We start from the raw sequence: 23,757 nt of genomic DNA, 5'->3' as shown, positions 1-23,757 counted from the left end.
GGCTTGAGGTGAGACATGAAAACTGATGTAACCACTCCCCAGGGCATCTTCGGGATGCCGCAGCACCTCACGGTCCCTCTGTATCAGCGTCCGTACGTATGGAACGAGGACGAGCAGTGGGGGCCGCTCTGGGCCGACATCCGTCGTATCGCGGAGCACCGCCTGGGTAGCACGGGGACGCTTGCGACCCACTTCCTCGGGGCGGTCGTGACGCAGCAGGCGGACGCGCAGCCGGTCGGCGTGCAGGAGTTCCTGATCGTGGACGGTCAGCAGCGACTCACTACACTGCAGCTTGTGCTGGACGCGACCGCGGCGGCGTTCACCGCTCGCGAGCTGGCGGCGCTTACCGGTCAGCTCGAGTTCCTGACCCACAACAGTGCGATGTTCTTGGGTACGGACAAGCCCGGGCTGAAGCTCCGCCACACGAACCGTGATCGAGTCGCCTTTCAGGAGGTGATGCAGGCGGACCCACCCATCGAATACGCCGAACTCTCGCACCGTGACTCGCTGATCGTTAGGGCACATGAGTACTTCTACGGCCGCGTGGGCAAGTGGCTCGACGAGGGACCCGAGCCGACGCCAGTGAGAGCCGACGCGCTTTCAGTAGCTCTCCAGAATGCCCTTGAGTTGGTCGTCATCCAGCTCAACGCGAGCGAGGACTCTCAGGAGATCTTTGAGACGCTGAACGCACGCGGCACGCCGCTCACCGCGGCGGACCTCATCAAGAACTTCGTCTTCCAGCGCCTTAAGCTCGAGGGTGAGGATGAAGAGCGCGCGTATAGGGAGCTGTGGCCGTTCGAGTCGAAGTTCTGGGAGACGGAGGTCAGCGTCGGTCGTTACGCGACGACGCGCAGCGCGGTCTTCCTGAGCCAGTGGCTCGTGTCCCGGGTGGGCAAAGAGATCAGCCCCCGCTCGACCTTTACCCGCTTCAAGTTCTTCGTGGAACACGAGACGACGCTCTCGATGGTCGAGCTGCTCCAGTTGATCAGCGAGCAGGCAAAGACCTATCAGCACCTCACCGAGCGTGCCGCGGACGCCTACGCTGACCTCAGTCGTCTCGAACTCCACATGTACCGGATGGGTGTAGCGCAGGTTGAGATCACGAAGCCCGTCGTGCTGTGGCTGACGGAGCCGGGCGCCGGCTACTCGCAGCCGGTCGTCGATCAAGTAATCGGAATGGTCGAGAGCTGGATCATCCGGCGTAGGCTTCTGCGACTGCAGAGCAGCGACCTCGGCCGCATCGCCGCCGATCTCATCTCGGTCGGGCGAGGAGTTGCCGAGCCGGAACTTACCGAAGCAGTCGAGCGATACTTGACCGGTCAACAGTATGCGAGCACCTATTGGCCAGGTGACGCGGAGGTCACCTCGGTGCTCGCGACAGAGCACTTCTACCGTCGGTTCTCGCAGCCAATGCAGCGGCTCCTCCTTCAGGCGGCCGAGGACTGGTACCGCGGCTACACCTCGCCCGGCGCGTCGAGGACGGGCATCCGTGTGGCACGCGACAAGCAACAGATCGAGCATCTTCTGCCGCGGGGGTGGCGGACGAACTGGCCCGTCGACGGTGCTGCAGACGAAGCCGATCGCGATGATCACGTGCACCGTCTCGGAAACCTCACGCTCCTCACGGGATCGCTCAACGCCTCGGTTTCGAACAGCGCGTGGCTCGGAGTGGGGGGGCAAGCGCGCCGCTATGCGCCGTCACGACGTGTTCCTCATGAACCGAGTAGTCGTCGATCGCTCCAGTGAAGGCTGGGACGAGTTGCTGATCGACGAGCGCACCGCTGAGCTTACGAAGGCATTCTTGGACACCTGGCCGGTGCCGGACGGACACCAAGGAAAGGTGATTGATCGATCCTCGCGTCTGTCGAAGGCGACTGCGAGCTACGCCCACCTCATCGAGGCGGGTCTTCTCGATGTGGGCGCGGTACTTGTCTGCACCGACGACCGATGGCCGGATGCGCGGTGCGAAGTGCTGGCCGGGGGACAGGTCCTCTACGAGGGCAAGACGTATTCGAGCCCTGCAGCTGCCGCGAGGGTTGTCCGTGAAGGCAAGAGCGGGAACGCCTGGTACTTCTGGCGGGTCGAGAACGGGCCGTGGCTCAACGCACTTCGTGAACAGCTCCTAGGTGCTCAGGGGAACGGAGAACCCGCTATGGCTCACGACTAGTCGCGACTGGGGAAGCTGCACCACCGTGACGGCGAGGAGAACGCGGTCTGCGAGTCCTTCGTGCACGGGCCGGCCGTCCTCGGTCGTGTCGAGGCCACTGGACACGATCGCGAAACTCGTCTGCCTCAATCGGGAGACTATCGGGGGAGGACACGCCCGTGCGGGCCGCTGAGATCGCGCCAATGTCGGTCGTACCACGGGCAGATATGAGTCAGAGAATCTCCGCTACGCGCATGAGGCGGAGTATCTCGTCGCCGGCACGGGTGAGTTGATCTTGGTCCGCAGCTATTGGGAACACTTGCGGTTCTGTGGAGAAGAAATACAGAACGCCCACGAGACGTCCGCTGTCGCGAAGGGGCGACGCCAGGTATGAGCGTGCACTCGTCGTGTGTCGTTGGACATCCTCTGGCGCGAAACCGAACTCGGCCACCATCCTGTAGTCGTACTCCGCACGGTCTCGAAAGTTAACCCATACGAGGTCGTTCAATCGAAGGCATCTGCCCACCAGCCCTACCGCGGGATTAAGGGTTCGCCACCTCGGACCCCCGAGAGAAGGTCGCGTGTAGTTAGCGACCTGTATGAGGGAGGGAACGGTCTCCGAATCCTCTTCAGAGAGCACGTCAACACGCAAGTGCAATGTTGAGCTGATCTTCGACGGGTCGCAGCCGTGAAACCCACTAACGCAAGAGTTCAGCGCGGACACGATCTCGTTATGGATAGGCGTCGTGATGAGTTTCTGCTGTAGACGTTCGAGCAGTGCGGCACTTCGAGGCGGGAACCGCTTGTCGAGGAGAAGATCTGTGACAACGAACTCGGCAATGCTTGCGGCCGCGAGTATGACCGCTGGAATCAGCGCCCACTCGTAGCGATTTTCCTGGACGAGTAGCGCGAAAAAGTAAGCCGCAACCGCCGCCACAAAGATAGCTCCCAGGCGTGCATAGACTCGATAACGCTGGCGTCGGGATATTCCTCGTAGGAGCGACTTCATAGTTCAGGCTCGGGCCTCGATGAGATCCAACAGTACGAGATCATGCGGCGAGACTCCGAGTTGCTTCGCGGGGGCAATGACGTCGTCCGACACCGGTTCCGCGCTGTGCGGAAGGTGGTGCGAGTTGATCTCGATGCTCTCGCCCTTGAATCCCGCAGCTTCGAGCATGGACCTCAGTTGGGCAACTGGGTACAACGCCGACGGCACCTTTACGGTGCTCCCATCGCGCAGGACAAAGCGCGTTTCCATGCCATCGACTCCAATACCCCCGCGAAGAGCCTTACCCCAGGTCTCGCTAGGAGTAGTTGCGACCAACATGCCGCCCGGTCTGAGTACGCGTCGCGCTTCACTTAGGAAGTTGAGGCCCAGGAAGGGATCGCAAAGAAAGCCGAGCACCAGGTCGAACTCGCCATCAGGGAACGGCAAACTCTCCGCATCGTTCAGCACCCTGAGAAACGAATCCTCTCGCGGCTTGAGGCGGAGCATGGCTTCAGAATTGTCCAGTTGAACGACACGCTGCGGCTCGATTCCCAGGAATTCGTTGGCGCGTCCGCGACCGGCGCCAACCTCCAGCACTTTGCCCGATGGAAGGTTCGATCGGATGCCTGCCAGCGCAGCTACCGTGGTCGCATCGAAGTTGCGACAAGTCTTGTGAACGTTGTCGTAGTACTCGTTGGCGATGGCATCGTACGGCGTCGCATGCACCTGCTCAGTATGGCTTAGGTCACTCCCGCGGCCCAACCGTGAGGCGCGCGCGAGGGTCAGGCGCCGCGCGCCGGGTTCCTCAATAACCCGGCGCGATGCAGGTCCCACTAAAGGTCGCTGATTCGTGCGGCACTCTCACGATCGTGCGTGAAGTCCTCGGGCGTCTCCGCCATCTAGGAGGCCGAGGGGGAGCGGGGCCGCCGTCGAATCGCACCCCCAACTCTGATATCCTGAAGTGTCACTCGTGGGCTTCGTTCTGCATGCCTGCCCGCGGGAACGCGGGGGAGTGACATCGCATAACCCAATCCACCTGGCCTTGGTGCGGCATCCGTTTGCCCGGATTTCGAGCCTGGCCCCGACTACAACACCATCCAAGGACAACCCACTACATGACTACTGCAACGACCGCCCCGGCCACCAAGCAGGTTGCGATCAACGACATCGGATCTGCTGAGGACTTCCTGGCCGCGGTCGAAGAGACCCTCAAGGGCAAGGACTTCAACGACGGCTCGCTCATCGAGGGCACCGTCGTCAAGATCGACCGCGACGAGGTGCTCCTCGACGTCGGATACAAGACCGAGGGTGTCATCCCCTCCCGTGAACTTTCCATCAAGCACGACGTCGACCCCAACGAGGTTGTCAACGTCGGCGACCAGGTCGAGGCGCTGGTTCTCCAGAAGGAGGACAAGGAAGGCCGCCTCATCCTCTCGAAGAAGCGTGCCCAGTACGAGCGTGCCTGGGGCGACGTCGAGAAGATCAAGGAGAACGACGGTGTTGTCACCGGTTCCGTGATCGAGGTCGTCAAGGGTGGACTCATCGTCGACATCGGCCTGCGCGGATTCCTCCCCGCATCGCTGATCGAGCTGCGTCGCGTCCGCGACCTGACCCCGTACCTGGGCCAGGAGATCGAGGCGAAGATCCTCGAGCTCGACAAGAACCGCAACAACGTCGTGCTCTCGCGCCGTGCGCTGCTCGAGCAGACCCAGTCGGAGTCGCGCTCGAACTTCCTCAACAACCTGCACAAGGGCCAGGTCCGCAAGGGCACCGTCTCGTCGATCGTCAACTTCGGTGCGTTCGTCGACCTCGGTGGCGTCGACGGTCTCGTGCACGTCTCGGAGCTCTCGTGGAAGCACATCGAGCACGCATCCGAGGTCGTCGAGGTGGGCCAGGAAGTCACCGTCGAGATCCTCGAGGTCGACCTCGACCGCGAGCGCGTGTCGCTCTCGCTCAAGGCCACCCAGGAAGACCCGTGGCAGGTGTTCGCCCGCACCCACGCGATCGGCCAGATCGCACCGGGTAAGGTCACCAAGCTCGTTCCGTTCGGTGCGTTCGTTCGCGTCGCAGACGGCATCGAGGGCCTCGTGCACATCTCCGAGCTCTCGGGCAAGCACGTCGAGCTCGCCGAGCAGGTCGTGTCGGTCGGCGAAGAGGTCTTCGTCAAGGTCATCGACATCGACCTCGAGCGTCGCCGCATCTCGCTCTCGCTGAAGCAGGCCAACGAGTCCATCGACCCCTTCGGTGTCGAGTTCGACCCGGCCCTCTACGGCATGGTCACGGAGTACGACGAGAACGGGGAATACAAGTACCCCGAGGGCTTCGACCCCGAGACCAACCAGTGGAAGGAAGGCTTCGACGAGCAGCGCGAGAAGTGGGAGCAGGAATACGCTGCAGCCCAGGCGCGCTGGGAAGCCCACAAGGCTACGGTTGCCAAGGCCGCCGAGGCCGAGGCTGCCAAGGAAGCCGACGACAGCTACAGCGGTGCATCTGCATCCGGCTCCGGCTCGTACTCGAGCGAAAGCCCCGTGGGCACGCTCGCGGATGACGAAGCACTCGCGGCCCTTCGCGAGAAGCTCTCGGGCCGCTAAGACCCGGCACCACCCGCGTCACAGCCGGTAGCACCACACAGCAACGGAAGGCCGGGATCCCCACGGGGGTCCCGGCCTTCTGGTGTTGGTGGGGGCGTTTCGTCTCGCTTCGCTCGCTCAACGACCGGGAGCGGGCTCGCTCAACGACCGGAGGTGCTGTGGCACACTGGGCGCATGCATCGGGGGATCGCAGTACTTGCTGTGGGGTTTGTTGGCGTGCTCGGGCTCGTCGGGTGCACCGAGACGACACCCGAGCCGACGAACTCGCCGCGCACCTACACGTACGGCATCTTCGACACCGGGGCCGAAGACGTCGACACGCTGCCCGAAGCTGCAAGTGACCTGCTTTCGGATCTCACACAGAGCATGTCGCGGTACGCCGGCGACGACGACGGCACGCAGGTGTGGGCCGTGCGCGGGATCGGAGCCGAGGGACTCAAGTTCTGCCTTGTGCTGGTCGCCCACGACCAGGCGTCGACCGGATGCACATCTCGCGGCGTTCTCGGTGTGAGCAGAGGGACCTCTGCCACGTACCAGCTCGTGCCCGATGGTGACCCCGCGCCGGACGGAGCCGTCAAGCTCGCCGAGAACGTCTTCGTCGTGCGGTGATCTGTGGCGCGAGGCCTGGCGGCCGGGACCGGTTGCTGACGGCATCCGTCGCGCGTACGGTCGAGCCATGCTGACCGTCGGATCTATCGTCATCCGTGTCGACGACCTCGCCGCGCAGCTTCGGTTCTGGACGCAGGCGCTGGACTACGAGCCGCGGCAACCGATCGACGACGACTTCGCGCTGCTGCGCCCGCGCTCGGGGGACGGCCCCAACGTCTCACTCGACAAAGTGCCCTCGACCCGGATGCTTCCCCCACGCATCCACCTCGACCTGTACGCCGACGACCAAGCCGCTGAGGTCGAGCGGCTCACCGCGCTCGGCGCGCGCGAAGTGCACTGGAGCAAGCGCCCCGCCAACGCTGATTACATCATCATGGAGGACCCCGAGGGCAACCGCTTCTGCGTCATCGACGCCACCCGGTAGTCGGCGCTACGCGGGGTATTACACTGAAGAGCGTCGGTGTAATACGGGGTGTGAGATGAAGCTGAATGCCAAGGGACAGGTGACTATCCCAGCCGAACTGCGCCACAAACACGGTTTCGCAACCGGCGACGAGGTCGAAGTCATTGATGACGGGGGAGTTCTGCGGATCATCCATCGTGACGATCTGACTCCCGGTCAGCGCGCGGTGCTGCGCATACGTGGCGCAGCTGGCCCGGGACCATCCACCGACGAGATCCTCGCGCTGACTCGTGACAGCTGAGCGATCGACGCTCGTCGACACGAACGTCTTGCTCGACGTTCTCACCGATGATCCCCGATGGGGTGCGTGGTCGAGCGACGCCCTGGCCGCGGCGATAGACCGCGGCCCCATCCTGATCAACCAACTGATCTTCGCCGAGCTGTCGGTGAGATTCGCAGCGGCATCCGATGTCGACGCAGCGCTTGCGCCGCTCGCGCTGACCAGAGAAAGCATCCCCTTCGACGCGGGGTTCCCGGCAGCGCAGGCTTTCGCCCGTTACCGACAGCGGGGCGGGTCGCGCTCGGCGGTTCTGCCGGACTTCTACATCGGCGCCCACGCGCTTGTGCGCGGTCACACGCTACTTACCCGTGACGCTCGCAGATATCGCACGTCGTTCCCGGGGCTTGAACTGATCGCTCCGCCTACTCCATCCAGCGAAGAGTGAGCCGGCTCACCGGTCGACGTCACTGAACTGCTGCGTGCCGAGCACCGCGAGCAGGCGCAGGCGGCTGTCGGCATCCGTGCCCGGGGGAGCCGTCAGCACGACGAGGGTCTGCGAGGCATCCTCGGTGAACAGGGCCTGGCAGTCGACCTCGATCGGCCCGATCTCGGGATGGATGACGACCTTGTGGTCTTCGAACCGGCGCCCGACCCGCTGGCTTGGCCACAGCTCGGCGAACTCCGCGCTCTGGGCCTCCAACGCCCGGGCGATCTCGCCAGCTCGCGAACGCGGACCCATCGCCCCATACGCCGCCCGCAGCGACGAGACCAGCGCGAGCGACTGGCGGGCGTGATCGCTCTCGGGGTAGACCGTGCGGGCGGTGTCGGGGTGGGCGAACCAGCGGTAGATGCCACTGCGCTCGAGCCCCGTAAACACCGACGCGTCGCCGAACAGCGCCCGGCCCGGCGCATTCTGCACGAGCGTCTCATCGAGGGCGGTGAGGATGAACGCGGGCACGTCGGTGAGCCGATCCATCATGCGGAGGAGGCCCGGTGACACGAAGTCGCTCGCGGCGCGGTCGGGCGCGCTGTGCCCGGCGACGCGGAAGAGGTAGTCGCGCTCCTCGGCGTTCAGACGCAGCGCCCGGCCGAGCGAAGTGAGCATCTGCGTGCTTGGCTGTGGTCCGCGGCGCTGCTCGAGACGCGTGTAGTAGTCGGTCGACATCGCCGCCAGCTGCGCGACCTCCTCGCGTCGGAGCCCCTGCGTGCGGCGGCGCGCCCCGGCTGAGAGGCCGACATCCTGCGGCTGGAGTGCGGAGCGGTGATGCACGAGAAACTCGGCGAGCGCGTCACGGTCCATTCCGCCAGTATGCGCGGCTGTCGGCATCCGTTCCAGGGACCGCGAATCCCTGGACATCCGCTCTCTGCCGCGGCCTCGCACCCCGGCGCACGGTGGAGACATGAACATCACCGGAAACACCATCTTCATTCCCGGGGCCACGAGCGGCATCGGGCTCGCTCTCGCCCTTCGGCTGCAGGAGCGCGGCAACACCGTGATCGTCGGCGGGCGTCGGACGGCGCTGCTCGACGAGATCCGCGACGCGCACCCCGGCATCGACACGGTGCAGATCGATACGGCGGATGCTGACAGCATCCGTTCTGCCGCCGCTACCGTGCTCGAGAACCACCCCGACCTGAACGTCCTGATCACGATGGCCGGCATCATGCGGGCCGAGGATTGGACCCGTGCGGACGGATTCCTGCCGACCGCCGAAGAGATCATCACGACAAACGTGCTCGGGCCGATCCGGCTCATCGCGGCGTTGATCGAACACCTGCAGACCCGGCCGGATGCCACGATCATGACTGTCTCGTCGGGACTTGCGCACGCGCCGCTGCGGGTCACACCGAGCTACAACGCGTCGAAGGCGGCGATCCACATGCTCAGCGAGACGCTACGGCTACAGCTCGCCGGAACGTCGGTATCTGTGCTGGAGCTCGTGCCGCCGGCGGTGCAGACCGAGCTCATGCCCGGACACGAGGCCAACCCGAACGCGCTGCCGCTCGCCGACTTCATCGACGAGGTCATGACCCTCCTCGAGACGCAGCCCGAGGCATCCGAGATTCTCGTCGAGCGTGTGAAGTTCCTGCGCTACGGCGAGGCGCGCGGCGACTACCTGCAGGTCGTGGCGGCGTTGAACACCTCCGACCCGCACGCCGCGGGGGAGTAGCGCCGGCAACGGTGTGGCTAACTCCTGCAGATCGGTGGCCGTGGGGCTAGATTCCGGCTCAACGGGCCGCTCGCGGCGGATCTTTCAGGAGTTAGCCACGGCCCCGACGGGCTACCGGGTGCCCGCGCGGGCGAGAACGCCCAGCAACTGAAGCTTTTCGGCGCTCTCACTCCCGGGGACGGCCGTGTAGACGAGCAGACTGTGCGAGGTTTCGGCATCCGTCAGCACTTGGCAGGTCAGCTCCAGCAGCCCGACCTCGGGATGGACATACCGCTTGAGCTCCCGGGGACGGATGCCGATCTCATGCCGATCCCAGTACTCGCGGAACTCCGCGCTTTCGGCCAGCAGCAGCTCGACGTATCGCGCAGCGCGCGAGGTCGGCCCGCGCTGCGCGGCGATCGTCCGCAGGCCCGCGGCATACATGCGGGAGTAGAACTCGTGGTCTTCTTCCAAATGGATGCCGCGGGCATCCGGATCGGTGAACCAGCGGTAACCGATGCTGCGCGCGGGGCCGGTGAAGCGCATGAGGTCTCCGACCAGTGCGACGCCCTGGGGAGTTTGCCGCAGCGTCTCGCCCAGCTCGGTGACGACTTCGGCGGGGGTGTCGGTGAGGCGGTCGAGGATCCGCAGCATCCCGGGACTGACGTGCTCGGATGCCGCGCCACGCTCGGGCGGACGATGGCCGGCGAGGCGGAAGAGGTGATCGCGCTCGTCGGTCGACAGGTGCATCCCTTGCGCGATGGCGGCGACCATCTGCTCCGACGGCTGCGGACCCTTCTCGCGCTCGAGACGGGAGTAGTAATCGGCCGACATGTGACACAGGGCCGCGACCTCTTCACGTCGCAAGCCGCTTGTGCGCCGGCGAGCGCCCCGAAAGAGCCCGACATCCTCGGGCTGCAGCGCCTCGCGGCGGGTGCGCAGAAAGTGCGCGAGTCCGGGTCGATCGATCATGTAGGCATCCTCTCCCAGATCGCCGTGCGCAGCCTCGGATCGTCAGGCCGTGGATACGGTTCGCCCGGCGACGGATGCTGAAGCCATCCCTCCGGACGAAAGAAGAATCGACATGCCTCGCACCTACGATCTGCCCCTGCCCGACCTCACCGGACGCCGTGCCGTCGTCACCGGCGGCAGCGACGGGATCGGCTTCGTGATCGCCCGGTCCCTCGCGGGAGCCGGCGCCGAGGTCGTGCTTCCCGTGCGCAACCGCACGAAGGGCGAGGCCGCCATCGCCGGCATCCGCGCGGCGCACCCGGACGCGCAGGTGTCGCTGCGCGACCTCGACCTGTCGTCGCTGGCATCCGTCGCCGCGCTCGGGGAGTCCCTGCGCGAGGAGGGTGCGCCCGTGCACGTCTTGATCAACAATGCCGGCGTGATGCGGCCGCCCGCGCGGCAGGTCACCGCCGACGGATTCGAGATGCAGTTGGGCACGAACCACCTCTCGCACGTCGCCCTGACGGCGCACCTGCTGCCGTTGCTGCGTGCCGGCCGTGCTCGCGTCGTGACCCAGACGAGCATCGCGGCGCGCAATGCGCGGATCAACTGGGACGACCTGAACTGGGAGAGCGAGTACGACGACATGCGCGCGTACGGGCAGTCCAAGCTCGGCTGCGGGCTGTTCGGTCTCGAGCTGCAGCGCTGCAGCGCCGCATCCGGATGGGGGATCACGAGCACGATCTCGCACCCGGGCGTGGCCCCGACGAGTCTGCTTGCCGCGCGGCCCGAGATCGGCAGGACAGAAGACACAAGCGACATCCGGCTCGTGCGACGGATGTCGCGGCTGGGCCTCGCCGGGACGCCGGAGTCGGCCGCGCTGCCGGCGCTCATGGCCGCGACGACCGGAGAGGGTGGCGAGTTCTTCGGGCCGCAGGGCCTCGGACAGGTCGGCGGTCGGCCGGGGCGCCAGAAACTCTGGAAGCCGCTGCGCAGCGAGACGGATGCCGCGCGCCTCTGGGACGCTTCGGAAGAGCTCGCGCGCGTGAGGTTCGCCCCTGCCGCGGCCGCCTGACGCCGACGCACCGGATGCTTCGGAGAGTTCACTTGCCGCAAGCTGCCGGTCAGGCAGCGACGTCGCGGCGTGTTGCGGCAATTGAAGAAGCCCAACCGTCCGGTGGGCTGACCGAGCATCGCTAGTGTGGTCGCGTGACCGACGCTGCAGCATCCGTGCCCGCCGCCCCCGCCGCCCCCGCCGCACCCGCTCGGCCGAAGCTCGTGCTGACCGCGCTGATCCTCGGTGCGCTGGTCTGCAACATCAACCTCGCGGCAGCGAACATCGCGCTTCCCGACATCGGCGACGCGTTCGGGGCGGGGCAGACCGCGCTCAACCTCGTCGCTGTCGGTTGCTCGCTCGGCCTCGCGATGTCGGTGCTCTACCTCGGCGCCGTTGCCGACCGCTACGGACGCAAGCAGCTGCTGGTCATCGGCCTCGGGCTCACGGTCATCATCAGCTTCTTCGCGGCCTTCGCGGCGTCCATCGAGATGCTCGTCGTCGCGCGCATCTTCACCGGTATCGCGGCGGGCATGGCCTACCCGGTGACCCTCTCGCTCATCACGGCGCTGTGGGGGCCTGGCAAGCAGCGCACCCTCGCGATCGCCCTCTGGTCGGCGGTCAGTGCCACCTCAACCGTCATCGGATCGGTGCTTGCCGGCATCCTGCTGCTGTGGTTCTGGTGGGGAGCGGCATTCCTGCTCGCGGTGCCGTTCGCGATCGCCGGGTTCATCCTCGTGTGGCTCTATGTGCCGTCGCACGTCGCCGAGAACAAGGACAAGGTCGACCACCTCGGTGGCGTGATCTCGGTGTTCATGATCGGGTCGATCGTGCTCGGCCTTTCGACAGTGTTCGTGCCGACCACGCGCACGTTCGGCGTCATCCTGCTGATCTCAGCGGTGGTCCTGATCGCCCTGTTCGCGTGGCGCCAGCTGACCGCCAAGAGCCCGCTCTACGACCTGAAGGTCGCCCGGCGCCGGATGTTCTGGGCACCCGCCACGGGCGGTCTCATCGTCTTCGGGTCGCTAATGGGCGCGATGTTCGTGGGTCAGCAGTTCCAGCAGAACATCCTCGGATACTCCACGCTCGAGGCATCCCTCTCGATCGTTCCCGCCGGTATCGGCCTGCTGCTGGTCGCCCCGCACTCGGCAAAGCTCGTCCTCACCCGTGGCTCGCGGTTCACCATGATGCTCGGCTACGTCTTCGTGCTCGTTGGCTTCATCATGGCGTTGTTCTGGAACGAGACCACGCCGTTCTGGTACGTCTCGCTCGGCTACATGGTGATCGGTATCGGCGCGGGATTCGCCATGACACCGGCATCCCGCGCCATCACCGAATCGACTCCGGTCCGCCGAGTCGGGATGGCATCTGCCACCGCCGACCTGCAGCGCGACCTCGGCGGATCCGTCATGCAGGGTGTGCTCGGCGCCATCCTCGCCGCCGGCTTCGCTCACGCGTTCGGCAAGCTCATTTCTGAGTCCTCCGAAGCCTCGAGCATCAGCGATCAGGTCACCGCAGCCCTCCAGGCCTCGTACGCATCGGCGCTGCACGTGGCCGACCAGTACCCGCAGTACAAAGACCAGATCATCCAGGCCGCGCAGCAGTCGCTCGAGACCGGCGCGATCGCGGCCTACGCCGTCGGAGCCGTCGCTATCGCGATCGGCGCGGCGGTCGTCTGGATCTTCCTGCCCAAAAAGTCCAAGGAACTCGAACTCGTCGCCTCCTACGAGAAGGCTGACGCAGACAAGGCCTGAGTCTGGTGGGGGCGCGAACTCCGCAGTTTCGCGCGTACCTCGTAATACCGGTGGCACAACCTGCGAACTTCGCGCCATTCTGCGAACGTGGGAGATGCCGGGGCCGGCGCGTGACATACCCTGCCCCGGACGAAACACTGCTCGGGTGCTGAGACACCCCTCCTCGCGCGGTGCCTCACGGGGCGCACGGTGTCTCGCGCAGCGCGGGGTGTCTCGCGGCGCACGGAGTGCGCTACGTGGGCACGGATGCTGCGCGCAGTGCGCGGGCACGGATGCTGCGCGCAGCGCGCGGGCACGGATGCTGCGCGCAGCGCGCGGGCACGGATGCTGCGCGCAGCGCGGCGGGTGCGTCAGGCGCCGACGTACTCGGCGAGGTGCTCGCCTGTCAGCGTCGAGCGGGCCTTCACGAGATCGGCGGGGGTGCCTTCGAACACGACTCGGCCGCCGTCGTGGCCCGCGCCCGGGCCGAGGTCGATGATCCAGTCGGCGTGAGCCATCACCGCCTGGTGGTGTTCGATCACGATGACCGACACACCCGAATCAACGAGCCGGTCGAGCAGGGCGAGCAGGTTCTCGACATCCGCGAGGTGCAGGCCCGTCGTGGGCTCGTCCAGCACGTAGACACTGCCCTTCTCGCCCATCTGCACGGCAAGCTTCAGCCGTTGCCGCTCACCGCCTGAGAGCGTCGGCAGGGGCTGGCCGATCCGGATGTAGCCGAGTCCGACATCCACCATCCGCCCCAGGATCGTCGCGGCCGCCGGTACCTTCGCCTCACCCGCCCCGAAGAAGGCGAGGGCCTCGGATGCCGACATGTCGAGCACCTCGACGATGGTTTTGCCGGCCAGTCGAAACTCCAGAACGGCTTCGTCGAAGCCCTTGCCGTCACAGACGTCGCAGGGTGACTCGACCTGCTCCATGGGCCCGAGCTGGGTGACGATAACGCCCGACCCACCACACACCGGGCAGGCGCCCTCGGAGTTCGCGCTGAAGAGGGCCGGCTTGACGCCGTTTGCTTTTGCGAAGGCCTTACGGATCGGATCCAGCATCCCCGCGTACGTGCCGGGGCTCGACCGGCGCGAACCCTTGATCGCGCTCTGATCGATCGCGACGACGCCCTCGCGCCCGGCGACCGACCCGTGGATCAGCGAACTCTTGCCCGACCCTGCAACGCCCGTCACGGCGACAAGCACCCCGAGCGGGATGTCGACATCCACGTTCTGCAGGTTGTGCGAGCTTGCGCCGCGAACCTCGATCGCGCCCGTCCGCTCGCGCACGGCGGGTTTGAGCTGCGCCCGGTCATCCAGGTGGCGGCCGGTCAGGGTGCCCGAGGCGCGCAAACCCTCGACAGTGCCCTCGAACATGATCTCGCCGCCATTCGATCCGGCGCCGGGTCCGAGGTCGACGACATGGTCGGCGATCGCGATCGTCTCGGGCTTGTGTTCGACGACGAGCACGGTGTTGCCCTTGTCGCGCAGTTGCTCGAGAAGCCGGTTCATGCGCTGGATGTCGTGCGGATGCAGCCCGACGGTCGGTTCATCGAACACATACGTGACATCTGTCAGCGCCGATCCGAGGTGCCGGATCATCTTGGTCCGCTGCGCCTCGCCTCCTGACAGGCTCCCGGATGCGCGGTCGAGCGACAGATATCCGAGCCCGATGTCGACGAAGGAATCGAACAGGGCGCCGAGGCTTCGCAGGAGGGGAGCGGCGCTCGGTTCGTCGAGGCCCTTCACCCACGCCGCAAGGTCCGAGATCTGCATGGCACAGGCATCCGCAATGCTCGTGCCGGCGATCTTCGACGAGCGTGCCCCCTCGTTCAGGCGCGTGCCGCCACACTCGGGGCAGGGCTGGAATGCGACAGCGCGCTCGACGAACGCCCGGATGTGGGGCTGCATCGCCTCGACATCCTTCGAGAGGAACGACTTCTGGATCTTCGGTACGAGCCCCTCGTAGGTCATGTTCATGTTCTCGAACTTGACCTTGCGCGCCTGGCCGTAGAGAAAATCGTGGCGCTGCTGCTCGGTGAAATCGCGGATGGGGAGATCCAGCGGCACGACGGCGCCGAAGATCTTCACGTACCACCCGTCGGCCGAATAGCCGGGGATGGTGAGCGCGCCGCCGGCAAGCGACTTCGATTCGTCGAACAGCTGCGGGAGGTCGACGTCGTTGATCTGGCCCATGCCCTCGCATCGCGGACACATGCCGCCGGTCACGGTGAAGCTGCGCCGCTCGACCTTCTTGCCCTCCGCCGTCTGCATCGTCACCGCGCCCTTGCCGCTGACCGAGGCGACGTTGAACGAGAAGGCCTGCGGGCCGCCGACGTGGGGCTGGCCGACCCGGCTGAACAGGATCCGCAGCAGGGCGTTGGCATCCGTCGCCGTTCCGACCGTGGATCGGACGTTTGCGCCCATCCGTTCCTGGTCGACGATGATCGCCGGCGTCAGTCCCTCGAGCACATCGACGTCGGGGCGCGGCGGCGTGTTCATGAATGCCTGGATGAACGTCGAATACGTCTCGTTGATCATCCGCGACGACTCAGCCGCGATCGTGCCGAACACGAGCGAGCTCTTGCCCGAGCCGCTCACCCCGGTGAAGACCGTGAGCCGGCGCTTGGGCAACTCGACGTCGACGTTTTTGAGGTTGTTCTCACGCGCGCCCTGCACCCGGATCAGGTCGTGAGCGTCGGCGGCGTGCGGCGTCGGTGCAGGCATGAGCACACGTTAGCCGGATGCCGCGACATCCGTCTTCTCGATTCGTGACGGCATCCGGTCTCTGTGGCCGCCGAGTCGCGCGCGGCCGACGTCACGAACCTCGCAGAATCGCGCGTATGTCGCAGGCATTGCGGGCAGGAGTGCGAAGTTCGCGCGATTCTGCGAACGTCGGCTCGCCGCCGCACCGGGCGACAGCGTGCGTCAGAGGCGGGCGATCTCGACCCGCGGCCGCACGGCGATGTCGGTGAGGTGCACGTCGGGGGAGGCATCCACGAGGAAGCGCACGGTAGCCGCCACCGACGACGGCTTGATGTAACGCTCGGGCTCGTAGGGCGTTCCCATCTCGGCTGACTGGGTGCGCAGCATCCCGGTGTCGGTCTGTCCCGGCGCGAGGGTCACGACCCGCACCCGGTGGCGCTGCTCGTCGATGCGCAGCACGTCGGCAAAGCCTCGAAGCGCGTGCTTGGATGCCGTGTAGATGGCGTGTCCCGGGACCGGACGGGTTCCGGCGCCCGACCCGATGAACACGACGGTTCCCTGGCTCTCGCGCAGCAGCGGCAGCACGTGCCGCGTGAGCTCGGCCGGAGCGAACACGTTGATGGCGAACTGCCGCTCCCAGTCCTCGGGAGTCGCGGTCTCGGTGGTGTGGACCGCGGCAATCGCGGCGCCATGCACGAGAACGTCCAGGCGCGTGAGCTCGGCAGTGCGGGCAGCCAGGGCGTCGGCATCCGTGATGTCCAGTGTCCAGGTGGTCGCGCCGGTCTGCGCCGCCAACTCGCTCAGTGCATCGGCGCTGCGCCCGACGGCAATCACGTCGTGCGTGCGCGCGAGCTCGCGCACGATCGCACTGCCCATGCCGCCGGTCGCGCCCGTCACGAGGGCTTGGGGGCGAACATCGGATGCGGTCATGCAGAACTCCTTGCGAGCGAAACGGTGGACGAAACGGATGCCGCGCGCAGCGCGATCCGCACGGCGCTGCGCGCGACGCGATCGGTCTCACGCAGCATGGTCGGATTGGTGCCCGGCATCGGGCTGATGATCGTGTCGTGCACGACCTCGTCGACGGGGATGCCCGCGACATGAATGGCGGGATCGAGGCTACCGTCGGCGTGGACGAGCAGGCCCGTGTCGGGATCGATATCGATGCCGCCGGTCGCGCCGAGCTCGCCGTCGCGGCCCGCTACCTGGAAGACGCGCAGGCGTCCGGCATCCGTCAGCGACCGCACGAGGGGATCCGCGCTGGAGCCGGCATCGTGCATGTGCATCCACGCATCGATGAGGGTGCGAGCGGTGATGTCGGCATCCGGGATCTCCGTCGACACCACGCGGAAGGCGTCGTCGGCGATGCTGAGCGCGGGGCGTGGACCGACGAAGCGCACGATGCCCGCGGCGTGCAGCGCGAGCAGCTGCCGGTTGCGAAACGCCGGCGGGCCGGAGCCGAACATCCCGCCGATCGACAGCAGACGTCCGAACGCTCCGCGCCGGGTCGCCGCGTCGAACCCGCCGAAGGCTCCGGCGAGGCTTACGGGCTGCCGGGCCGATCCGATCGACCACAGGGCGGCCTTCAGCGGTGAGTCGGCACCGCGCTCGGCTTCGCGCAGGTCATCGGCGAGGAAGCCGGCCACCCACGCATCGAACTCCTCGCGATCGGCGAAGGATCGGTTCGACGGGTCGAGTGCGGCTGCGAGATCGAACAGATCTGAGGAGTTAGCCACAAACGGCGCGACAGCTGCGGCCAACGAATCCGCGTCTCCGGAATCTGCGGCGATCGTCTCCCGCAGGTCATCCCACGAGCCGGTCAGCGCCTCGGGTCGAACGCGATGCAGCGTCTCGTAGTACGCCTCGAACGCGTCCTTGCGGATCGCCGGCCAGAGGAGGCCCTCGACGTCGATCGGTCGCGCAACTCCGGCCTCCAGCAGCGCGCGCAGGTGTCGCTGCGGGGAGCGTGGCGGGAGGCTGCCGAAGAGCGTCTTGGCCCGATACGGCACACCGCGCGGGGAGGTCGCACACAGGATCGGCTCGGCCCCGGACGCCTCATAGCGCAGACCGCCGGGGGAGGCGGCATCCGTGACGAACCGCCCGCCGCGCCCGAGCGTGAGCAGCGTGACGGTGTCGAAGAAGCCCATCCCGAGACCCCGGATGATGACGTCCTCGCCCGCGGGAACCCGCGACAGGTCCTGGTCGACGGGGTTACCCGGCGCCACCCACACGAGGTCGGGTCGCGCCGACACGGATGCCGCGAGTGCGCTCTCCTCGGCGGTGGGTAGGTTCGCGAGCCACCCGGTCGCCAACACAACGGCATCGACGGCGATCTCGGATGCCGCGCCCTCGGCATCCGTGACCTGCAGTACCTGGCGTCCGCCGCGTTCGACGATTGCCCTCACGCGTCCGATGCGCGGGTGCACGGTGACGCCGCCCGGCGCCACCTGAATCGCCCGTGCGAGCGCCCAGGCGATGTATTCGCCATACAGCGACCGGCTCGGATGCGACTCCGGGCGCAACACCGCTAGCTCGTCGCGGTAGTCGGCGATAAACCCCTCACGTACGGGAGACTCAGCGAACCCGGCCCGCCGCGGCGCGGGAATTCCTGCCACGATCTCGCCAGTCCGGTCATCCGGCGCCTCGGCGTGGGCGGCGAGAATCGCCCACTCATACAGCGTCGGCCCCGGCCGCACGGTGCCGGCCATCTGCACCGAGTCGTCAGTGAACAGCGTCACGGCATCCGCGAGCGTATTCATGCACAGCTCGCGAGTCTGGTCGGTGCGCCACACGCGCCCAGCGCCCACCTCGACATCATCGATCAGGTGCACATCGACCCGCGTGGCCTCGTGCTCCGGCAGCTCGGCCAGCGCCGACACGAGGCGTTCGAGCAGCGAGACGCCGCGAGGGCCCCCGCCGACGAGCGCGATCGCGGAGGCGGCAGACATACCTTCGTGTCTAGGCAATTCCTGCCCGAAACGCGAACTCGAGTGTCACAAACTGTCGTTTGGGACGCGAAAACACCGCAATCTGTGACACCGGAAGCGGGGCATTGTGACGAAATGCTTCGCTTCATGACGGCCCGGCTGCGTGATTCCGGCGCCCCGTGCGCAAGATAGCCGGGTCGCTTCGACGAAAGCGGCAGCATCCGGCCGTACCTCACGGCACCACAGCACCCTTCTCACCAGGAGTCAGCATGAACCTGCGCACGCGCACCCTTGCGGCAGCCGCCGCCCTCACCGCGACAGCCCTCGTCGCGGCAGGCTGCGCCTCCAGCAGCGGCGGCAGCACGGATGCCGACAGCACCGAACCGATCGTCTTCGGCGTCTCCGGGCCCCTGACCGGCAACCAGGCCGAGTACGGCGAGAACTGGCAGGAGGGCTTCGCGATCGCCCTCGACGAGATCAACGGCGCCGGCGGCATCAACGGCCGCGAGGTGCAGATCGACTTCCAAGACAGCCAGGGCGAGGCAAGCCAGGCGACGACGATCGCGCAGCGCTTCGTGAGCGATGACTCGGTCCTCGCGGTGCTGGGTGACTTCTCGTCGGCGACCTCGATGGTCGCGAGCCCGATCTACCAGCGTGCGGGTCTGCTGCAGCTGGGCATCACCAACTCGCACCCCGAGTTCACCGCGACCGGCGACTACATCTTCAGCCCGTCGGTGACGCAGGCCGTCGAGGCGCGAGTGATCGAGGATGCCGCGCACGAGATCGGCTCCAACATCGCCGTCTTCTACCTCAACACCGACTGGGGCAACACGGCGTTCGGTGTGCTGCAAGACCAGGCCGCGGCCAACGGCGACACGATCGTCTACAGCTCGCCGGTGGAAGAGGCCTCGACCGACTTCCGCCCGCAGCTCGTGCAGGCTCGCGACGCCAAGCCCGACGTCGTGATCTTCTACACGTACTACGGCACCACGGCGCTCCTCGTGCAGCAGGCCGAGCAGACGGGCCTGGACGTTCCGTTCCTCGCCGTCGGCTCGAACTACTCGGCCGAGTTCCTCGACCTGGCACAGGATGCCGCCGAGGGCGTGTACGTCGACACGACGTTCTACCCCGAGTCCGACGATCCGGCGGTCGAGAGCTTCGTGACCGCCTACACCGACGAGTTCGGGCACGCGCCCAACCTGTTCGCCGCCTATGCGTACGACGGACTCAAGCAGCTGGCCTGGGCCGCCGAGAACGCGGAGACCCTCGACCGTGAGGGCATCCGCAACGCTCTGCGCGACGGAACCGACATCCCCTCGATCATCTACGGCACCGCCACCTACAACGACGAGCGTCGTATCGACAGCCCGCGCTTCCAGTGGCTGGTCGTCGAAGACGGACAGTTCGTCCTCACCGACCAGGTCGGCTGAGCACGCACCGGATGACCGGGACCGTAGGGTCTCGTTCATCCGGGCTCTCGCGTTTCAGCATCCGCCCCCGACTCGCACCGCCCCGTCCCGACCCCTGGAGCCTCGTGTTCGACCTGCTCATCGCCGGCCTCATCAACGGAAACGCCTACGCCCTCGTGGCGCTGGGCCTTTCGCTCGTGATCGGCGTTGCGAACGTCGTCAACTTCGCGCACGGGTCGCTGTTCGCAGCCGGCGCCATGGTCGGCTGGCTGGTCACTTCGAGCCTCGGGATGCCGCTGTGGCTCGGTGCCCTGGCCGCGATCATCGTGACCGCGGCGCTCGGGTGGCTCATCAATCTCGTGGCCGTCCGTCCGTTCGCGGGCAAGGCGCCGATCGCGGCGGTGCTCGCGACGATCGCAGTGATGATCATCCTCGACAACCTCACCCAGATCGTCTTTGGGCCCGAGGTGCGCCGCTTCGACTCGGGCCTTCCCGACATCACGTGGCAGATCGGCGGCATCACACTGCGGCTCATCGATGTCGTCATCCTGGTCACGAGCGTGACGCTCATGCTCGTGCTCGCCGGCGTGCTGCGCTACTCCAAGATCGGACGCGCGATCCGGGCTACCTCACAGGACCGCGAGGCGGCGGCGCAGATGGGCGTGCCCGTCGCGCGGGTGCAGTCGATCGCGTTCATGGTCTCGGCCGCCCTCGGCGGGCTTGCCGGCGTGCTCGTCGCCGCATACTTCACCACGATCGCCCCGACCCAGGGCTTCCAGATCGGGCTCGCCGGTATCGCCGCGGCCGCGATCGGTGGACTCGGGTCGCTCCTCGGCGCCGTCATCGGCGGACTCGTGCTCGGCGTCGCCGAAGCCTTCGGCGTGGGCCTGTGGGGCGATTCGGCACGCCAACTGATCACGTTCGGCGCGCTGCTGCTCGTGCTCTGGATCCGACCCGAGGGCATCCTCGGCAAGAAGACGGTGCGCCGTGAGCCGCTCACCGGAACCTTCTTCGCGCAGGCCCGCCCCGTCGTCATGCGGCGATGGCAGATCGCCGTGCTCATTGCTCTCGCGCTCATTCCGACGATCCCCGGCGTCTTCGACGGCTACGCCGTGCAGATCGGCGTACAGATCCTCGCCTTCGCGATGATCGCCCTGTCGATGACGGTGATCGGCGGCGCTGCGGGTCAGCTCTCGCTCGGGCAAGCAGGACCGGTCGCCTTGGGTGCCTACGCGGCGGCGATGCTGACCAAGGATGCCGGACTCCCGTTCCTGGTCGCAGCGCCCCTCGCGGGCCTCGTCGCCGCCGTGCTGATCGCGCTGCTGAACGCGCCGTCGTGGAAGCTCTCCGGCCACTATCCCGCGATCGCGACGCTCGCTACGGGAGCGGCGATCTCGGCCGTGCTCCTGGTCGCCACGCCGATCACCGGCGGCGGCAGCGGAATCGCGCAGATCCCCCTGCCCGACATCTTCGGCATCCAGATTTCGTCGACCACGCAGTTCTATGCGTTGGGGCTCGGCATCCTGCTCGTACTCATCCTGCTCGTGCACCGTCTCGGGAAGTCGCACCTGGGCCTCACGTGGCGCGCGATCCGCGACGACGACGTGGCGGCCCGCTCGGCGGGAATCGCGACCCCGCAGTACAAGTCGCTCGCGTTTGCGGTCGGCGGATTCATCGCCGGCGTCGCGGGCGCCTTCTGGGCGGCGCAATACGGATTCGTCGAGCCGAAGATCTTCAACCCGAACCTGTCGTTCCAGATCGTCATCATCGCCGTGCTCGGTTCGATGCTGCGGCCCTTCGGCGCCGTGCTCGGCTCGATCGTGCTGGTCGGCGGGCTCGAACTGTTCCGCGTCGCCAGCGAAACGCGCCTGCTCATCTACGGTGTCGTGCTGCTGTTGCTGATCTGGTTCCGCCCGCAGGGCATCTGGACGCTGCCGCTGCCGTTCGCCCGACTGTTCCGACGGAAGGATGCTGGCACCCCCGTGGTCGCCGAGCAGTCGGCATCCGCGGGGCTCGTCGGCACTCTCGCCGGTCCCGGCGCGGTCCCGGAAGCGGATGCCGCCGGGGGAGAGGGGACCCGCTCATGAGCACTCCGAACCAGCCCCTTCTGCAGGTCAGCGACCTCGCCAAGTCATTCGGGGCGCTGACCGCCGTCGACGGCGTCTCGTTCGCCATCGCGCCCGGTGAAGTCGTCAGCATCATCGGCCCGAACGGCTCGGGAAAGACCACCACGATCAACCTGCTCTCGGGCGAACTGCGCCCCGACCGCGGCAGCATCGCCATCGGCGAGACCGCTATCACGGGGCGCACACCCGACGTGATCGCCCGCGCCGGCATCCGCCGCACGTTCCAGAACGGTCGCGTCTTCGGCAACGCCACGGTCGAAGAGAACGTGCTCGTCGGTCAGACGCCCCTCGTGCGCGCGTCGGCGCCGCTTGCGCGCGTCCGCACGATTCCCGTGCTGCGCTGGATCGCGCTCATCGTCGAAACAGTGCTCGCCATCATCGGCACGCCGGCCCAGCGCCGCGAGGCTCTGGAACTGCAGGCGCGCGTCACGACTCAGCTTGAGCGGTTCGCGACACGGCTCACGGCGCGCCGGAACGACCCCGCCGCGACCCTGTCGTACGCGAACCGTCGGCGCACCGAGATCGCCAGGGCCCTGGCATCCGACCCGCGCCTGCTGCTGCTGGACGAACCCACCGCCGGAATGAACGTCTCCGAGACCAAGGAGGTCATGCACCAGCTGCTCGACCTCAAAGCCCAAGGGCAGACGATGGTTGTCGTCGAGCACAAGCTCGAGCTGGTCATGACGATCTCCGACCGCGTCATCGTGATGGATGGCGGCCGCATCATCGCCGAGGGGACGCCGCACGAGGTGCAGAACGACCCCGCGGTGATCGAGGCCTACCTCGGTTCGCGCCGCGCGAGCGTCGTGGCACGCACGCACCACATCGAAGACGTGATCGAGTCCCCCGGGGCGAGCGATCCGACCGATGGCGGGCAGGGAGGCACACGATGAGCATCGAGGTCAGCGATACGGATGCCGCGCAGCCGCTTCTGGACGTGCAGGGCATCAACGTCTACTACGGCGAGTTCCACGCCCTGCAGGATGTGAGCTACCGCATCCACGAGGGCGAGATCGTGTCGCTCCTCGGCGGCAATGCGTCGGGCAAGTCGACCACGATGAAGGCCATCCTGCGGCTCGTGAAGCCCCGCAGCGGCGAGATTAGGTTCGCTGGCCGCAGCGTCCTCGGCGACACGACGGCGGACGTCGTCCGGGCGGGAATCGCGAGCGTGCCAGAGGCCCGGCGGGTTTTTCCGGAGATGACGATCGAAGAGAACCTGCTCGTCGGCGCCCACACCCGCCGGGGTGGCGCTCGCGCCCTGCGCGAGGACCTCGAGGCACAGTACGACCTGTTCCCGCGCCTTGCCGAACGGCGCCGTCAAGAGGCCGGCACGATGTCGGGTGGTGAACAGCAGATGCTTGCCTTCGCGCGTGCCCTGATGTCTCGGCCGCGGCTGATTTGCATGGACGAGCCGACGATGGGGCTCGCGCCGATCATCGTCGATCAGGTGCTCGACACCATCCAGCGCATCAACCGCGAGCGGGGGGTCGCCGTCTTCATGGTCGAGCAGGCAGCGGAACTCGCGCTCTCGATTGCGCACCGCGGGTATGTGCTGGCCGGCGGCACCGTGCGCCTGGAAGGCACGGCATCCGATCTGATCGCCAACCCGCAGGTGCGGGAGGCCTACCTCGGCCAGAGCGTCGCCTGACCACCGAAAGGACACCCATCCCGACGATCGA

General features: G+C 66.8%; 21 protein-coding genes. 14 read left to right on the top strand and 7 right to left on the bottom strand.

The window, feature by feature from the left end; genetic code table 11:
• Positions 1 to 15: 15 nt before the first annotated feature.
• Together AB0O89_RS00780 and AB0O89_RS00775 are read left to right on the top strand one after the other, a co-directional pair.
• The gene (locus AB0O89_RS00780) at positions 16 to 1,746 is read left to right on the top strand and encodes a DUF262 domain-containing HNH endonuclease family protein (protein ID WP_363493330.1); all 1,731 of its coding nucleotides are present in this window, start codon (positions 16 to 18) and stop codon (positions 1,744 to 1,746) included.
• Positions 1,715 to 2,167, top strand: a complete 453-nt coding sequence (locus tag AB0O89_RS00775) for a hypothetical protein (protein WP_363493328.1) — start codon at positions 1,715 to 1,717, stop codon at positions 2,165 to 2,167. The genes AB0O89_RS00780 and AB0O89_RS00775 overlap by 32 nt, the downstream gene beginning before the upstream one ends.
• A gap of 211 nt (positions 2,168 to 2,378) precedes the next feature.
• Here AB0O89_RS00775 and AB0O89_RS00770 read toward each other — a convergent pair whose 3' ends face one another.
• The gene (locus AB0O89_RS00770) at positions 2,379 to 3,083 is read right to left on the bottom strand and encodes a GAF domain-containing protein (RefSeq protein ID WP_363493326.1); all 705 of its coding nucleotides are present in this window, start codon (positions 3,081 to 3,083) and stop codon (positions 2,379 to 2,381) included.
• Between the two features lie 75 nt (positions 3,084 to 3,158).
• Entirely contained in the window at positions 3,159 to 3,860 is a 702-nt protein-coding gene (locus tag AB0O89_RS00765) for a class I SAM-dependent methyltransferase (RefSeq protein ID WP_363493324.1), read from the bottom strand.
• Between the two features lie 389 nt (positions 3,861 to 4,249).
• On the opposite strand from AB0O89_RS00765, the gene rpsA reads away from it, so the two are divergent.
• The 5 genes from rpsA to AB0O89_RS00740 all read left to right on the top strand — a co-directional run bounded on the left by rpsA (position 4,250) and on the right by AB0O89_RS00740 (position 7,462).
• Positions 4,250 to 5,725, top strand: coding sequence for a 30S ribosomal protein S1 (rpsA, locus tag AB0O89_RS00760; RefSeq protein ID WP_363493322.1), 1,476 nt, complete (start codon positions 4,250 to 4,252; stop codon positions 5,723 to 5,725).
• Between the two features lie 174 nt (positions 5,726 to 5,899).
• Positions 5,900 to 6,334, top strand: coding sequence for a hypothetical protein (locus tag AB0O89_RS00755; RefSeq protein WP_363493321.1), 435 nt, complete (start codon positions 5,900 to 5,902; stop codon positions 6,332 to 6,334).
• A 67-nt stretch (positions 6,335 to 6,401) separates the two neighbouring features.
• The gene (locus AB0O89_RS00750; RefSeq protein WP_363493319.1) at positions 6,402 to 6,758 is read left to right on the top strand and encodes a VOC family protein; all 357 of its coding nucleotides are present in this window, start codon (positions 6,402 to 6,404) and stop codon (positions 6,756 to 6,758) included.
• Between the two features lie 55 nt (positions 6,759 to 6,813).
• Complete coding sequence (locus AB0O89_RS00745) at positions 6,814 to 7,038, top strand: AbrB/MazE/SpoVT family DNA-binding domain-containing protein (RefSeq protein WP_300592679.1); 225 nt, start codon at positions 6,814 to 6,816, stop codon at positions 7,036 to 7,038.
• Entirely contained in the window at positions 7,028 to 7,462 is a 435-nt protein-coding gene (locus tag AB0O89_RS00740) for a type II toxin-antitoxin system VapC family toxin (protein ID WP_300592684.1), read from the top strand. Before AB0O89_RS00745 ends, AB0O89_RS00740 begins: the two co-directional genes overlap by 11 nt.
• Positions 7,463 to 7,468: 6 nt before the next feature.
• Here the strand turns inward: AB0O89_RS00740 and AB0O89_RS00735 are convergent, their stop codons facing one another.
• On the bottom strand, positions 7,469 to 8,317 hold the full coding sequence (locus AB0O89_RS00735) for a helix-turn-helix transcriptional regulator (RefSeq protein ID WP_300592687.1): 849 nt from the start codon (positions 8,315 to 8,317) through the stop codon (positions 7,469 to 7,471).
• 100 nt (positions 8,318 to 8,417) lie between these two features.
• Here AB0O89_RS00735 and AB0O89_RS00730 point away from each other — a divergent pair, with 100 nt between their 5' ends.
• A complete protein-coding gene (locus AB0O89_RS00730; RefSeq protein WP_300592690.1) occupies positions 8,418 to 9,188 on the top strand; it encodes an SDR family NAD(P)-dependent oxidoreductase in 771 nt (256 codons plus the stop codon).
• 111 nt (positions 9,189 to 9,299) lie between these two features.
• On the opposite strand, the gene AB0O89_RS00725 is transcribed toward AB0O89_RS00730, so the two are convergent.
• Positions 9,300 to 10,139 (bottom strand): helix-turn-helix transcriptional regulator, encoded by an 840-nt coding sequence (locus AB0O89_RS00725; protein ID WP_363493317.1) that lies wholly within the window; start codon positions 10,137 to 10,139, stop codon positions 9,300 to 9,302.
• A gap of 112 nt (positions 10,140 to 10,251) precedes the next feature.
• Between AB0O89_RS00725 and AB0O89_RS00720 the strand changes: the two genes are divergently transcribed.
• On the top strand, positions 10,252 to 11,193 hold the full coding sequence (locus AB0O89_RS00720; RefSeq protein ID WP_363493315.1) for an SDR family oxidoreductase: 942 nt from the start codon (positions 10,252 to 10,254) through the stop codon (positions 11,191 to 11,193).
• Between the two features lie 134 nt (positions 11,194 to 11,327).
• The gene (locus AB0O89_RS00715; protein ID WP_363493313.1) at positions 11,328 to 12,926 is read left to right on the top strand and encodes an MFS transporter; all 1,599 of its coding nucleotides are present in this window, start codon (positions 11,328 to 11,330) and stop codon (positions 12,924 to 12,926) included.
• 350 nt (positions 12,927 to 13,276) lie between these two features.
• On the opposite strand, the gene AB0O89_RS00710 is transcribed toward AB0O89_RS00715, so the two are convergent.
• The 3 genes from AB0O89_RS00710 to AB0O89_RS00700 form a co-directional block, all read right to left on the bottom strand.
• On the bottom strand, positions 13,277 to 15,637 hold the full coding sequence (locus tag AB0O89_RS00710; RefSeq protein ID WP_363493311.1) for an excinuclease ABC subunit UvrA: 2,361 nt from the start codon (positions 15,635 to 15,637) through the stop codon (positions 13,277 to 13,279).
• Positions 15,638 to 15,838: 201 nt separating this feature from the next.
• Positions 15,839 to 16,546, bottom strand: coding sequence for an SDR family oxidoreductase (locus AB0O89_RS00705; RefSeq protein ID WP_363493309.1), 708 nt, complete (start codon positions 16,544 to 16,546; stop codon positions 15,839 to 15,841).
• Positions 16,543 to 18,564, bottom strand: a complete 2,022-nt coding sequence (locus AB0O89_RS00700; protein ID WP_363493307.1) for an FAD/NAD(P)-binding protein — start codon at positions 18,562 to 18,564, stop codon at positions 16,543 to 16,545. The genes AB0O89_RS00705 and AB0O89_RS00700 overlap by 4 nt, the downstream gene beginning before the upstream one ends.
• A gap of 248 nt (positions 18,565 to 18,812) precedes the next feature.
• On the opposite strand from AB0O89_RS00700, the gene AB0O89_RS00695 reads away from it, so the two are divergent.
• The 4 genes from AB0O89_RS00695 to AB0O89_RS00680 are packed head-to-tail and all read left to right on the top strand — an operon-like array spanning position 18,813 to position 23,726.
• A complete protein-coding gene (locus AB0O89_RS00695) occupies positions 18,813 to 19,973 on the top strand; it encodes an ABC transporter substrate-binding protein (RefSeq protein WP_292711253.1) in 1,161 nt (386 codons plus the stop codon).
• An 11-nt stretch (positions 19,974 to 19,984) separates the two neighbouring features.
• A complete protein-coding gene (locus AB0O89_RS00690; protein ID WP_363493305.1) occupies positions 19,985 to 22,039 on the top strand; it encodes an ABC transporter permease in 2,055 nt (684 codons plus the stop codon).
• Positions 22,036 to 22,971: an ABC transporter ATP-binding protein gene (locus tag AB0O89_RS00685; protein WP_363493303.1), complete on the top strand. Its 936-nt coding sequence runs from the start codon at positions 22,036 to 22,038 to the stop codon at positions 22,969 to 22,971. Before AB0O89_RS00690 ends, AB0O89_RS00685 begins: the two co-directional genes overlap by 4 nt.
• Positions 22,968 to 23,726 (top strand): ABC transporter ATP-binding protein, encoded by a 759-nt coding sequence (locus AB0O89_RS00680; RefSeq protein ID WP_363493301.1) that lies wholly within the window; start codon positions 22,968 to 22,970, stop codon positions 23,724 to 23,726. Before AB0O89_RS00685 ends, AB0O89_RS00680 begins: the two co-directional genes overlap by 4 nt.
• Positions 23,727 to 23,757: the final 31 nt, after the last annotated feature.

Source organism: Microbacterium sp. NPDC076895 (genome assembly GCF_040687115.1).
GTDB lineage: Bacteria > Actinomycetota > Actinomycetes > Actinomycetales > Microbacteriaceae > Microbacterium.
This window is presented reverse-complemented; position numbering and strand designations above follow the sequence as displayed.